This is a genomic window from Fusibacter sp., from assembly GCF_057447755.1.
In genome coordinates this window covers 1-14,335 of record NZ_JBVBZF010000062.1, presented here as the reverse complement: position 1 = coordinate 14,335, position 14,335 = coordinate 1, and the positions used below count along the sequence as shown (strand labels likewise).

Sequence of the window (14,335 nt, the reverse complement as noted above, 5' to 3'; positions counted from 1 at the left end):
CGGCAACCGTGTCGTAGGTGTTTTGATCGGTCGTAGAGATGGTACCACTTTAACAGAGTTTACCAATAAGCTTTCATTTGGCAAAGACGGATATGCCTTTATCATTGGACCAGATTCGACTTTTTACGCCCATCCAAACCTGGACTATGTCACTGGCCAATTAAACGCCTTTGCCGATATAGAGTCCAATGGCCCACTCAAGCCCTTTGGTCAAGCACTTAGAAAACTTGGTTCGGAGCCTCAAGGGATGGCGAATTATGAACTCAATGGCAGTGAAAGACTCACTGCTATAACCAGCATCCCCGGAACCGACTGGAAGCTCGGTATTGGGACCTATAAAAACAATGTTCTATCTGGTGTCTATGCCTTAAGTCGATTTCTCATTATTGTAGGGATTATATTCTTATTGATTGGCGTCGTTGCATCCTATATGCTTGGACGATCCATAGCCAATCCAATATTGGCACTTTCAATGCTCTTAACCGAGTTTGCACATTATCGCCTAAATATAGATGAAAAGCACAGGGTTCATCTCTTAAAGAAGAGAAGTGATGAAATAGGTCAAATTGCCGTATCCTTATTAGAGATGCAAAATAATCTGGTTCACTTAATTAAGGAGGTCTCAACCTCATCTGAACAGGTTGCTGCTGCTTCTGAAGAGCTATCCTCAACCAGTCAACTTTCATCAAATACTGCAAATGAGGTTGCAAAGACTATTGAAGAAATTGCCCTAGGCGCGACAGACCAAGCCATGGAAACAGAAAAGGGTGCCATTAACATCAGTGATATGGCCAAGCTCCTCGAAGATGACTTTGCCTATATGCAGGATCTTAACAATGCCGCGAAAGTGGTTACTCAACTGAAGGAAGAAGGCACTGTTACAGTTGATTCCCTCCTCCTTAAAGCTGAAGAGACAAAACAGGCAACACTCTCCATCGAAAAAATCATTCAGCTCACACAAGAGAGTGCTACTAAAATCAATCAAGCCAGCACCATGATTGAAAATATTGCTGAACAGACAAATCTTCTGGCTTTAAACGCAGCCATTGAAGCCGCAAGAGCCGGCGAAAGTGGACGAGGGTTTGCCGTTGTAGCAGATGAAATCAGACATCTGGCTGAGCAATCCAATGCCTTTACGAAGGAAATTTCCGGCATCATCAGTAATTTGACAGGTATGATAGGGCAAGCTGTTGAAACAGTTCACATCGTCAAAGAGAGCGTTGAACACCAAAACGTTGGCGTCAACGATACCAAAGCCAAATTCCAAGGCATATCAGTGGCGATCGAAAAGATGAGGGCAGTGATTTTAAACCTGGACCAATCTTCAAAGTCAATTTCAGTTAAAAAAGATGAAATAATCGGTATTATCGATAATCTCTCAGCCATTTCAGAAGAAAATGCAGCAGGCACACAAGAGGCTTCTGCGTCAGTAGAAGAACAAACCGCTTCACTTGCAGAAATTGCTGAGGCGTGTGATGCATTAGCACACCTTGCCGAAGACATGCAAGCAAGTATTGCCAAGTTCACCTATTAAAAAAAGCAAGTCTTATATCCTTCCGGATATTTGACTTGCTTTCTATTTTTTATCCACAATTTGAAGCACCAATCCCTGTGGCATACACAGAGTAGCTATAGCCATTCCAGCTCACTGAAATTTCACCCATAGATTCATAAAGGTACTTCTCTATTATAAAAGTGACACCATGAATCGTTTCCTTCAAATCCTCATCTGTTGACTGATCTAGACCTAGACCAAAAGTTGGGCCACCTCAACCCATGCCTGCTATATAGATTCTTACCTCTTGAGGTTTATCCTTCTGTTTGTTTAAAACCTCATGAATCCTTTCGCAGGTGTCTTGATTTACTTTAAAAATCATAACAACCTCCAAATATAATATGTCTTCTGTATTATTATACCCCAAAATACTGGTATTAAAAAGAAAAACCCCCTTAGTAGGGGGTTAATTTTTTGTAAACAAAAACGACTCGTTAAAGTCGTTTATAAGTGAATGCCAATCATTAACCACAGCTTGAGCAAGATCCACAAGCAGAAGGTTGAACGTTAACTGGTTGTACTGAATAACCATTTCCTACCCATTCTACTTTGATTTCGCCAACTGAATCAAATACTGATTTTTCAAGAACGAAGTTAATACCGCCGATTACTTCAACTAAATCACCTTCATTTTGATTATCTAAACCAAGACCAAAGCTTGGACCACTACATCCCATCCCAGCAATAAATACTCTGATGTTTTGTGGCTTATCTGCTTGAGCTGCTAAAACCTCTTGGATTTTTACACAAGTCTCATCATTCGTTGCAATATACATAATAATCACCTCCATTAATGACATTATAGTATAATTCCGAGTAAATTAGTATAGTTAAATTAAAATTTAAAACATTATTTACAATTTGTTAGATTTTAAGGTATAAGATCGTTATAATATTGGTAAATAATCCCATTTGACCTCAACTTATAAAAAATTTGATTGAAAAGCAATATGAAGGCTTCCCCCCTTGGATCACTCTTGCTGATCATTAATCGATCTCCAGGATTATCCACTGCCAAGGTAAGTTTTGCCTTTTTAAACTTGTCCTTATCATTTGGAAAATAGCGCTTTATTATAGCATCTCCGACTTTAGGATTAAGTGGGAAGGTATCTATTCTCCCCTCTTTAAGTTTATTGAAAGACTCCATTTCATCTATGGCAACATCATATTCTAGGCCCATTTCATCGTAAATTTGAGTGTAGTAATAGCCTGATATACCACCCACCTTGTATTTTTTAAGGTCTTCCATTGTCTCTAATGAAAAATCACTTTTACCTGAATCATAATAATAAAAATAGTCTCTTCTCTTGGTTGCGTCAATTAGGCTGTCTGTTGCAATATAGTTCAGCGATCTTTCCTCAGTAACAGCGTATGGAAATGTACCAAAGACTTCTCCTGTTTCTAAGAGATACAGACCACGTGCCCAAGACATGAACTGAATTTCATAGTCAACGCCCATCTCATCGAGAACAGCCACCATCATCTCATACTCATAACCCTTTGGGATACCATTTTCAGTATAGACATAGGGTTCATACTCACCTGTGGCAATTATAAAATGATCCTTGGTTAAATCAATTTTAACCGTCTTGGGAGGCACATATCTTGAAGTTTTTACTGGAATGACGTCATGGTTGATCTGCTGACTCAAATTCAAATAGTAGAAGCTCAAAATTGTTGATAAGCTTATTATGATCAGGAGGACATTTGTCAATCGATTAATTTTGTTTCTGACTTTCAAATTTTTTACCTCCCAAACCTAAATATCCCTATGTTTCTGAACTTAACACATCCAAAAAGGCATCCACCAGCTTGCCGTCAAACTGTGTGCCCTTACCCCTAATTAACTCACTAATCGCCTGCTCTCTTGTTAGGGGCGTTTTTCTATAGGCTCTTGAACTCGTCATGGCATCATATGCATCCGCTATACTGATGATACGAGCAGATAACAAAATTGAATCGCCAGAAATCCCATTATTGTATCCATTACCATCAAACCGCTCATGATGCTGCAGGACAATCTGAGCACTTTCTGATAAGAACTCAATGTCTTTCATAATTTGATAACCGATATCACTATGCTTTTTAATGGCATCAAACTCTTCTTTTGTGAGAGGTGTATCCTTGTTGAGTATATCCATTGGCACACCTATTTTTCCGATATCATGTAGAATTGCTGCCATGTGAATGTTGCGTCTCTCACGTGTGCTCATGCCAATCTCTTCTGCAATCAAGAGTGCGTATTTTTGAACACGTTCACAGTGACCTCTTGTATAGGCGTCACTTGCTTCAATAGCATTTGCAAGTGCCATAATTGTCTCCTGATAGTTTTGGTCTAAAGTACTGACCAAATGCTCAAGTTCTTCATTCATGGCTGTGGTTTCTTCATAAAATGCCTGTATTTCGTTGTGGTTCATTTCAATTTCATTTATATGTGCCTTTAGCTGGTTTTGCATGGCAATTATTGTATTTTCCAGTGTGCCGATTTCATCCTTTGTGTTGACAATCAGCTCATTTTCAAGGTTACCATTAGCAATGTTATCCGCTACCACAGTTAAGTTGAGCAGTGGTTTGGTGATCCTTGAAGAAATCCATAGGACAATCCATCCCAGAAATGAGATTTCCAGAAGGCCCAAAAAGATTTCGTATAAAATGTCCACCTGCTTCTGCTGTTTATAAAATTTATCCGTAAAAGAAATGGTGATGTTGCCTATGTGCTGATTGTTGAAAAAAATCTGACGCGATCTGCTTAAAAAATCGCGGGTATGTTCATTATAGAGTTTGGTTTTTTGTACGATAACGACACCTTTTTGGTCTGTAATAACGATTTCAGCAACATCTTCATTCATAATCAATGTGTTGGCGATATCTTCAACATTATTAAGATCAAAATCCCAGAGTGGTCTCTTGATTGAGTTTGAACCAATATCTACAAGTGTATTAATATTCTCCGTCATTGTTTCAATCATCTTTTGACTCTTAACAAAATAAATCATGCCAATTCTCAAGGAAGAAAGAATTAGTATGACTAATATGATGTAAAAAGTTAACCTACCCCTGATGCTCTTAAATCTCATATTATCCCTCTATTGTAAATATTAATTTTTTATAACATTTATATAATTGTACCTTATAACACTTACTATTTCAATGGTTATAGCTTCCATATTCATTAAAAAAGGGAAAGGCAACTTTTACACTAAAATTCGCCTTTCCCCTTTAAAATATTAATCAATTTTGGTCCTATATCCATTTTATATCAATAAGATTTACGATTACATCTTGAACTTGCTAATTTCCTGATTGAGCTCCAAGGAAATCTGGTTCAATTCTTGAGCTGCTCTTGCAACTTCTTCCACCGCAAAGGTTTGCTGATCCATAGATGCCGTAACTTCTTCAGATGCAGCAGCTGTTTCCTCTGACACTGCGGAGATGTTTTCGATACTGCCCACGATACGTTCTTTATCCTCATTCACACTCTCAACAGATGTGCCGATGGATTTAATGTTGAGGTTAATGAGTTCATATGCCTTTTTAATGGTGTCAAAGGCACTAATTACCTTAACTACCGCTTCATTCTGCTTGGTGGAAATCGCCTTAAGTGACGTCATGCTATCCACGGACTTTGAGCCATCCTCTTGTATATTGAGAACAATATTTTTAACTTGATCCGCTGCTTCAGCAGACTGCTCTGCAAGCTTTCTAATTTCTTCAGCAACCACAGCAAAACCTCTTCCGTGCTCACCTGCACGCGCTGCTTCAATCGAGGCATTAAGGGCTAAAAGATTGGTCTGTACAGAAATTGCTGAGATGGAATCCAATATTGTCCCAATCTCAATTGTTCTTTCGTTCAACTGAAGAATGGCTTGTTCAATGTCATTGTTGGCCTTAATGGACTCGTTGTTTCTTTGACCGAGTTCATTTACAGATGCCACACCATCTTCATAAGCTTCGCCTGTTTGCTGGGCAGATTTCACCATATCGTTTGTATAACGATTAAGATCTTCGAATTTTTCAGAAAGTGATTTGGCAATCATTGCGCTATTTTCCGCATCTTTTGCCTGATCCTGTGCGCCTCTGGCGATGTCTTCCACGGTTTTAGCCACTTCATCTGCAGAAGCACTCACTTCTTCACTGGTTGCAGCAAGACTCTGGGATGAGGTTGTGAGATGACCTGAAACACTTTGAATGTTTTTCACCAGTTTACTCAAATCCTCCAACGTCTCGTCGAAGTAACGGCTTAAAACACCCATTTCATCATTTGATGTCACATTTGAAGGACTTCCTAAATCACCTGTACGCGCTTTTTGCATTGAATCAATTAGTTTCTTGATGTTCTTGTTGATTTTAGATGTGAAGATAATAATCATGAATAGTGCAATACCTAAGGCCACTAGCGAAGTTACCACAATGAGCAAAATGATCATTTTAATATCTGATTCAATTTCATCATAGTAAAGTGTCGAAACAACCGCCCAGTTTACGTCTGTTAGTCTTGAAATCGAAGCGTATTTTTTCTTTTGAGCACCCTTTTCATCATATGAGTATTCAACACCATGGCTGTTTACATCTGCTAAAGCATCTTTTATCTCTGTGGTTACCAGCTCGGTACCGATTTTGTCTTCGCTCTTATGGGTCATTATGATGTTGTTAGCATCTACTAATATCGGATATCCCTTGAGACCGATCTTGATATCTTTCGTTTGTTCATTAAGTGCGCTTAATGCAATATCTGCTGCCATAACACCCACAAACTTGTTCTTGTTGTCGTAGACTGGCTGACAGGCTGTCACGACCATTTCACCAACAGTGTCATCAAAATATGGGTCTGTCCAAATAAACGTACCTGCCTCTTTTGCGGCTATATACCAATCTCTGGTTCTCGGATCATAATCGCCAAGGTCATCATCTGGCTTCATCACCATGCGCTTATCTTCTGTGCCCAAATAGATATAGAGAATATCAGGGTTGGTATCTACAAATGTAGAAAGTGCCTTTAATAAATCCCTCTCTGCTGTTGGAGACGTCATAATCTCCTTGGTGATTGGTTGTTCAGATAGTGCTTTTATGATGCCTTCATAGCCAGACAAATAGTTCTCAACGGATATGCCGATCTGCATCCCCAAGTTGTCCACTGAGGCTTTTTGTTTTTCAATAAATACATCCCTAACCCTTAAAGCTGTGCCGGTTCCAACGATCACCTGAGATAGTACCATGACCGCTATGAACATAATCAGTATGGACTTTCTCAAGCTACGCTTAACCTTTATTTCATTCATAAAACATCCTCCTCTTCCCCTTTTACAATGAATGCTACCCTGACTGTCATTTTTACATGCCTTACTTATAAAATACCCGTTTACAATTATATCAATCACAGGGTATATGCGTCAAATTAAGGCTCAAGGATTGAGAGAAGATAATATGATAGTTCTATGGTATCGGGATATAATCCCGACTTACTGGTCTAAAGATACATGTAACATCAACCTGATTTTTTCTTGTGGCATGTTAATTTTAAAACGGATTATCGACTCATTTTCAGCGTTATAATTTCAAATGGCTTGAATGATACTTCAAATCCGTCTAAAACTTGAGGACATGACTCGAGAACTTCACCATTAAGGGTCATTTTCTCCACTTTGTGCAAGGACTCATTAAATTGAATCCTAGCCTTGCCCCTTCTGTTATAGTGCTCAACTAAACGCAGTTCATAAACATCCTTATCGAGAAGTCGCATTGACTCAATCACAAGGTTTGCAGGGAGGTCTTTAATCAAGCTCTGCGTCATTTTTTCAGGCACCTCATAACCCGGCCTTATTATGCTTGGCATTGCAAAATTTAAGGCCATTTGATGAACATTCCCCCCTGTCAGATCACCTTCATGAGGTAATATGGCATAGGAAAAAAAATGTTGCCCTTGATCTGAGGTTTCGTCAGGCCAAGTTGGCGATTTAAGGAGACTCAGTCCAAAAGTCGAATCCAAATAGCTGTATCCAAACTTATCATTACTCATAAGCGTTACACCGTAGTCGTCCTCTGAAAGGTCCCCCCAATGTGCCGCACATACTTCAAACATAGCTGCATTCGACGGATTATTTTCATCCACCGGTCTTTTTACATGTCCAAATTGAATGTCATATTTGACCTCAGTGGCATGTATATCCAAGTCGAACAAGGCCTTTAAGAGGACCTGTTTTTCGTGCCAATTTACATGAGTTTCAAAATCAATTCTAGAACTTGATTTATAGAAAATAAGCCTTTGAATAATATCAGACCCTCTAAACTTGTGGATTATTTCAATCCTTAAAGCTAAGACTCCATTATCGACCACCTTAATTTCAGGGGGGATTTCTGTCAATATTTCAAACATGGTATAATCTCGATTTATGTCCCAAGCGTCCCATCTCAATGGTCTATCTTCATAAAAGGCAAGGCGATTCCCAAATCCGCCCGCTCTTATGAGCTCTCTTTTTCGATTTCGGTCCACCAGAGAAATTATGCGCCCCATTTGGTCTATTTTCACATCATAATACGGCGTCGAGAAGTTATGAGGGTTAATCTCATCTTCAACCTTTTTGACCTCAAGAATAGAAGCCTTTGTAAGTTTCACATTCTGAAAACTCAATGGCTTTAAGTCTGATACATATACGAGATAGTGGTCCTCACAAATTTTTTGAACGGGAAAATGCGTCTTATTAATCTCCAAAAAATTTATCGTTTCATCAGTTTCATACTTAAATTTCAAAAGACCTGAATAAGTATGCCCATGGGGATTAAAGACCATGGCTCTTTCACGCTTAGGCGTTTTAAAGGGGCGTATTAAGCGGTCAACTTTACCAGTAACTGATTTACTTGCCACCTTTAGCTGTTCAAAGGCTTCATCGTATACACGACCAATTGAGGTTCCGGGTAATATGTCGTGAAACTCGTTAAGAAGTAAAGTCTTCCATTCTTCCTGAATATTTAGAGGCAACTCATAGTCCTTCAGGGCTAAAAAAGTATGAAGCCGTTCTGCAAAATTCAATTGATCTTCAAGGGTGCGATGCCTTTGTTTAATACCAGTATTTGTGGTATAGGTGCCTCTATGATATTCCAGATAAAGTTCGCCCTGCCATTTTGGAAGCTTTTCTGGTGGGGTTTGATAAAAGGCTTCAATAAAATCAGATACATGAGACATCTTCATGGTCGGCATCCCTGGGATGCCCTTTATAAGTCTTCGTGCATTTTCAAGCATGTGTTCATTGGCACCGCCACCACCATCACCAAAACCAAAAGGCATAATGACATTGGGTTGTATCTGCCTTTGTTGGTGTCTCAACACTGAGCCTAAAACTTCTGTCGCGTTGCAATTGCCTTCATAGATTGTCTTGTGGTCGCCACTGTTCAAGTTTGCCACAGAGGTTGTCGTGATAAACTGTGTTGGTATTTCACTGCCATCTATCCCAGACCATCTAAAGCTGTCATAGGGCAAACGCGTTGTATCATTCCATGATATTTTAGAAGTAACAAACAACTTAATTCCAAAGCTCTTTAAGATTTGAGGAAGTGCCGCACTGTATCCAAAGACGTCAGGAAGCCAAAGCGTCTTCGATGGCCTGCCAAAATTTGATGTGAAGTATTTCTGTCCAATTTCGATTTGACGTATCATGGCTTCACCGCCGATTAAATTGCAATCAGCCTCTAGGTACATAGCCCCTTCCATTTCCCACATCTTTTGTTGCAGTCCTTCTTTAACCTTGGCAAAAACCAATGGTTGCTTTGACTTTAACATCTCTAAAAGAACTGGTTGACTGGCCATGAACTTGTATTCAGGAAATCTTCGCTGGAGGTCCAGCACTGTGGAAAAGCTTCTCGTGACTTTCTCACTTGTTTGTTTTAAATCCCAGAGCCATGCAACATCAATATGTGTATGCCCTACTGCATGAACTGTGAAATCTTTCATCAAGGTGGTATTGCCATATATTTTATTTTCAAGTTGTTGAGATAGGCGATCAATTGCCAAAAGGGTCGCTTCGGAATTTGGGTCATTCAATCTTAGGTCGTAGAGGAGTTCAAGTACTGTATTTTTAATAAAGACCGCCGCCTCACTCTTTTCAGAAAGACTATCCAAAACCTCCTTTATCACCCTTAAATCATGAAAAGCTTTATAGACTACCTGATTGCGTCTGACAAGTTTTGCTCTAAACCGGATATCCCCCTCTGCCATGCCTGTATAAAGGTGCAATCCGATTTCAAGGCACTTGCCGTACCATTCTGATCTAACATAAATACTTGTATGGTTGACATCTAACCCCGTAATAACCTCACCATTCACATATGCCAGAAGCTGGGGGTTCACTGCATCCCATTCGCCCTCTCGCCCTGTACTGATTTCGATTAAATAATCATATCCAATCTCACAAATCGGCATCTCTAATTTAAATACTATAAAATAGCGCTCATCCTTTGTATGTACAAACCACGGAAGCTTTACCCCTTCAATTAATGCGGACTGCCTTGCTTCCGCAGGGCTCTTATAATCCCCTTTTGCAATTTCAACCTTTTCAACAACATCAATTGTATCCTCAATCCAATTTTTTAAAGTCTGAAGCGTACGCTCAATCCTCAACATCCCTTGCCTCCAAAATCATTCATCACTTACTAACCTTTTGTTACTATTAAAATTTTAGCATAATTGCATTCTTGGGACAAATCATTCTGATGTATTTTGTGCATTCTTCTTATCTTGATATTCTGAAAGCAAGCCAATCGCTTCTTCAGACCACTCTACATAGGCCTTGTAAATCTTTTTCCCGAAGAGAACGGTAAGCAAATAATGCAAATGATCAGGATTTTGATCCTTGATTTGATCGAGTTCTGATTCAAACAAGTCCAGCGTCGGCAATTGGTCTTCAAAAGTCTGCTTGAAATCAACGATATTTGCAATATTTTCTTGAACATCGATGAGGCTGCCAAAATAGAGTTTAAGCAGAATCTCGTACTTGATAAAGGGGACATCCGGAGGCAAAATTAGCCAAGCCTTCAGCTTGTCCCTGCCCTTTTGAGTTATCGTGTAAATAATACGTTCCACTCTCTGACCATTATGTTCTACAGACTTACTGACACATCCATTTTGCTCCAATGTAGACAATGTTGGGTATATTTGACCAAAAGATGTGTCCCAAAAATATTTGAGTTCATTGTCTATGCGCTTTTTAATCTCATAGCCAGTAAGTGGCTTTTGATTTAAGAGCCCCAATATAACAAATATGGTTTTGTTCTCTCTTCCCACATTAACCTCCTTAATTAATCCTTAAACTCATTAATTAATCCTTAAACTCATTTTAAAGTCATCAAGATTATGCTCATACATTTTATATTTCGTGACATACCCTAAAACAGAAGTATATCAATTAGATATATAAAATTATATATCTAATTGATATACTCGTCAAACAGGATTTTATGATTACTCAAAGCAATTTTGGGGAGGCTTTTTTAGATTAAAGGGCATCATCACAGCTTAAGTTTAAAACGATTGGTTATAAAAAATAGCACCCTCAAAACCTGAAGGCACTATTTATATAAGACTCTATTTATTTAAGGGTTTATTTAAGGTTCTATCTTTAAAATCAAACTATTCTGATTCAAGTGATTTTATATAAAGCTCCCCCCAGGCCTTGAACTGTTCAAGAACAGGATTGAAAGCCTGACCCAAATCAGTAAGTGAATACTCTACTCTAGGCGGAACCTCAGAGTACACATGTCTGCTTATAAGTCCAAACTCCTCAAGCATTCTCAATTGCTTTGTCAAAGTTGGTTGCGAAATGTCACTCAACCTTCGCTGTAACTCACCATATCTAAGGGTCCCCTCATTTAAATAATACAAAATTAGAATTGACCACTTGCCAGAAAAGACCTTTTGGGCCGTAACATAAGGACATCTGCCAAAGAGATCCTCTAACTCAGTTTGCATTTTATGATTACCCATTAAAATTGCCTCCTACAGTATCTTTTGTATACTAACAAAAGCAAAAAATCGTACTTGATATTATTTTTATACATGATATTATTTCCCTATGATTTATCATAACAAATTTGAAACGGAGGCGCAATTAAAATGAAGAAATCACTTGAGTTTTTACAAGAATGTGGCGTTTTTTACTTGGCAACTGTAGAAGGTGATCAACCAAGAGTAAGACCTTTCGGAGCTGTCTTTGAATACGAGGGTAAACTCTATACCGCAACAAACAACCAAAAGGCATGTTTTAAGCAAATGCTTGTCAATCCTAAAATCGAATTATCTGGTATGAATAAGGAGGGACAGTGGATTCGTTTAACAGGACTTGTTTCACACGATGATCGAATTGAAGCTAAAGCATTCGCACTAGAAGCTGTCCCTTTTCTAAAGACGATGTACAGTGCCGAAGATGGCAAGTTTGCAGTAATGCGTTTTGAAAGTGGTAGTGCTACAATTTCGTCTGTTAAAGGTATCATTGAAACATTTTCATTTTAATAAAAGCTGGAGCATTTCACTTTGACAAGAATTGACTCTTTATTTGACAAGAGTTGACTCTTTAAATGAAAAGCTTCAGCTTAAACTTTGCCTTCTCTATTTTCTCAAGGCGGTCCTATTTCACTTTATTTAAGGGCCTGGTGCATAATATTAAGGACCTCTTTTAAATGATCAACTTGTATTTGACCAGGGGCTGAGGTTTGTCCAATCGCTCCAAAGGTCAATGCTGAGCCAAAAAGCTCACCACTTAGCCTACTAATCAATCCCTTACCCGACATTGACATGGTCACTAGAGGGCGGTCCGCATGTTTTTCATACATTTCACTTGTAGCTTCAAGAAGTGTCAATACATCCTTGTTGCTAGTGGGCATGACTGCAATCTTACAAATGTCAGCATCCATATTTTGCATTTTTAAGAGTCTTTGTAAAATTTCATCGACAGATGGTGTCATCGTAAACTCATGATTCGATGCGATGACAAAAATCCCATACTTGTGGATCAATTCAATATTTTCTTTGACGACATCATCTCCTGAAAAAATCTCAACATCAATAATGTCTGCACAACCACTTTTAGCTGCCTCTGCGTTGAGGCGTGTATAATCAGGCATGCTTATTGCTTTTGCACCGCCTTCCTTTTGACTTCTAAAAGTGAAAAGGATTGGTTTTGAAGGCATGACCACTCTCATTTCTCTTAAAGTATCCACCACCTTTGTAATGTCCAGTGCATCCTCAAAAAAATCCACACGCCATTCAACAACATCAATGTTTAAGCCTTCCATATAAGCTGCTTTTTGAATAATATCTGTTTTGGTTTTCTCAACAATAGGGACTGCAATTTTAGGCATACCATCTCCGATGACAATATCCTTCACCTTTACTACTTTCATTTTAAACCCCTCTTCAATTTTATTTTCGAGTTCATTACGGTTTTAAAGCTCGTAAATGTTGGGTAAAGCCCTATCTAAGTCCAATCGCATTAACTTTTCTACGATTTCAAGGCCAATATCTTGTACGCTTTTTTCGTCAGTATCAACTGTAATATCTGCTGCATTTTCATATAGTGCCATACGAGAATTCAAAATTGATTCTATGCGTTCCAAAGTCATACCATTCTTTAAAAGCGGTCTTGTGTTTTCTTCACATACACGTTTATAAATCGCTTCTGGACTTGCTTTGAGCCATATGATAACGCCGTTTTTTCGAAGATTGTCAACGTTTTTCTCATTAAGCACCGTGCCGCCACCACTACAGAAGATAATAATGTTTTTGTGTTGACTCATTTCTTCCACTGTTTTAAACTCTAATTCTCTAAAGTAGGGTTCTCCATGAGTTTCAAATATTTGAGAGATGGTCATCTTTGTTCGATCTTCGATCACTTTGTCAATGTCAATTTGATCCATGGCCAACATCTTGGCAAGCTCTTTTCCAACTGTGGTTTTGCCACTCCCCATGAAACCTACCAAAACAATGTGATAAGGAAAGAGTTTCTTAGATTGAATACGTCTACAGCTTCTGAGAACATGCGTATGAATATTTTTGATCTCCTCTTTAAGTTCACTAGACACCACATAATCTCCAATTCGTTGGATAACTTCCCTTTCTCGGTCTTTGTTAAAGATCGGAATACCCAAATCCTTTTTTTCACGCATAATTTCCATGATAATATGTAGCCTTTTTTCAAGTATTTTTGCGAGTTCACGATCGCACTGGTCAACTTCAGACCGCAATTCTTTCAGCTTATCCATTTAATATCCCCATTTCTATTGAAATTAAAAAAAGGTGCTTCTTAAAGAAACACCTTCGGTTTATTGTCATAATTTGATTTGATATATTATCCGATTTTGTTCACTCCAAGAATGTTCATCTTGAGTATATGAATTTGTTGTATGCAAAATAACCAGTGCCATAAAAGAAAAAGCACCAGTAAAAGAAATAATAAAAACTATTTGAACTTATTTTTAACATTTCACTATTTAGCATAGGATCCACCTTCATAATTTCGTATCGATAATGATATTATTAGCATTATAGGCTATTGAAGTTTAGCTTGTCAACCATTTCAAGGAAAATTAGAACCTTGTAGGTCCTATTTTTATCAATATTACAGACCTTGTTTAGCACTCACGGCCATTAGTCATAAATCATTTTTTTAGTCATGCCACCATCAATAATTAAATTCGCACCATTGATAAAGTCATTTTCTGGTTCACAGAGAAACAAGCAAGCACTTGAGATATCAGACGGTTTTCCTACTCTACCAGAGGGATGTTGCTTATGAT

13 protein-coding genes are annotated in these 14,335 nt (G+C 38.4%); 2 read left to right on the top strand and 11 right to left on the bottom strand.

From position 1 onward, the window contains the following. A partial coding sequence (locus tag AC220I_RS09815) for a methyl-accepting chemotaxis protein (RefSeq protein ID WP_486723645.1) occupies positions 1-1,534 on the top strand: 1,534 nt, incomplete at its 5' end. Between the two features lie 49 nt (positions 1,535-1,583). Here AC220I_RS09815 and AC220I_RS09810 read toward each other — a convergent pair. The 8 genes from AC220I_RS09810 to AC220I_RS09775 form a co-directional block, all read right to left on the bottom strand. After that, positions 1,584-1,721 carry a hypothetical protein gene (locus tag AC220I_RS09810; protein ID WP_486723644.1) on the bottom strand — a complete coding sequence of 46 codons (138 nt, stop codon included), beginning with the start codon at positions 1,719-1,721 and terminating at the stop codon, positions 1,584-1,586. 298 nt (positions 1,722-2,019) lie between these two features. Continuing rightward, entirely contained in the window at positions 2,020-2,331 is a 312-nt protein-coding gene (locus AC220I_RS09805; RefSeq protein ID WP_486723643.1) for a hypothetical protein, read from the bottom strand. Between the two features lie 95 nt (positions 2,332-2,426). Then, a complete protein-coding gene (locus tag AC220I_RS09800; protein WP_486723642.1) occupies positions 2,427-3,296 on the bottom strand; it encodes a substrate-binding periplasmic protein in 870 nt (289 codons plus the stop codon). Positions 3,297-3,324: 28 nt separating this feature from the next. Next, positions 3,325-4,632 carry an HD domain-containing phosphohydrolase gene (locus AC220I_RS09795; protein WP_486723641.1) on the bottom strand — a complete coding sequence of 436 codons (1,308 nt, stop codon included), beginning with the start codon at positions 4,630-4,632 and terminating at the stop codon, positions 3,325-3,327. A gap of 198 nt (positions 4,633-4,830) precedes the next feature. Further along, a complete protein-coding gene (locus AC220I_RS09790; protein ID WP_486723640.1) occupies positions 4,831-6,834 on the bottom strand; it encodes a methyl-accepting chemotaxis protein in 2,004 nt (667 codons plus the stop codon). A 248-nt stretch (positions 6,835-7,082) separates the two neighbouring features. Then, positions 7,083-10,169 carry an alpha-mannosidase gene (locus AC220I_RS09785; RefSeq protein WP_486723639.1) on the bottom strand — a complete coding sequence of 1,029 codons (3,087 nt, stop codon included), beginning with the start codon at positions 10,167-10,169 and terminating at the stop codon, positions 7,083-7,085. Between the two features lie 81 nt (positions 10,170-10,250). Further along, complete coding sequence (locus tag AC220I_RS09780) at positions 10,251-10,829, bottom strand: PadR family transcriptional regulator (RefSeq protein WP_486723638.1); 579 nt, start codon at positions 10,827-10,829, stop codon at positions 10,251-10,253. Between the two features lie 345 nt (positions 10,830-11,174). Further along, positions 11,175-11,528, bottom strand: a complete 354-nt coding sequence (locus tag AC220I_RS09775) for a winged helix-turn-helix transcriptional regulator (RefSeq protein ID WP_486723637.1) — start codon at positions 11,526-11,528, stop codon at positions 11,175-11,177. Positions 11,529-11,657: 129 nt separating this feature from the next. On the opposite strand from AC220I_RS09775, the gene AC220I_RS09770 reads away from it, so the two are divergent. After that, positions 11,658-12,053 (top strand): pyridoxamine 5'-phosphate oxidase family protein, encoded by a 396-nt coding sequence (locus AC220I_RS09770; RefSeq protein ID WP_486723636.1) that lies wholly within the window; start codon positions 11,658-11,660, stop codon positions 12,051-12,053. 125 nt (positions 12,054-12,178) lie between these two features. On the opposite strand, the gene aroD is transcribed toward AC220I_RS09770, so the two are convergent. From aroD to AC220I_RS09755, 3 genes are all read right to left on the bottom strand, one after another. After that, a complete protein-coding gene (gene aroD / locus AC220I_RS09765) occupies positions 12,179-12,943 on the bottom strand; it encodes a type I 3-dehydroquinate dehydratase (RefSeq protein ID WP_486723635.1) in 765 nt (254 codons plus the stop codon). Between the two features lie 42 nt (positions 12,944-12,985). Next, on the bottom strand, positions 12,986-13,801 hold the full coding sequence (locus AC220I_RS09760) for a shikimate kinase (RefSeq protein WP_486723634.1): 816 nt from the start codon (positions 13,799-13,801) through the stop codon (positions 12,986-12,988). 385 nt (positions 13,802-14,186) lie between these two features. Next, the coding region (locus AC220I_RS09755) for an SDR family oxidoreductase (RefSeq protein WP_486723646.1) at positions 14,187-14,335 on the bottom strand (149 nt) is incomplete at its 5' end.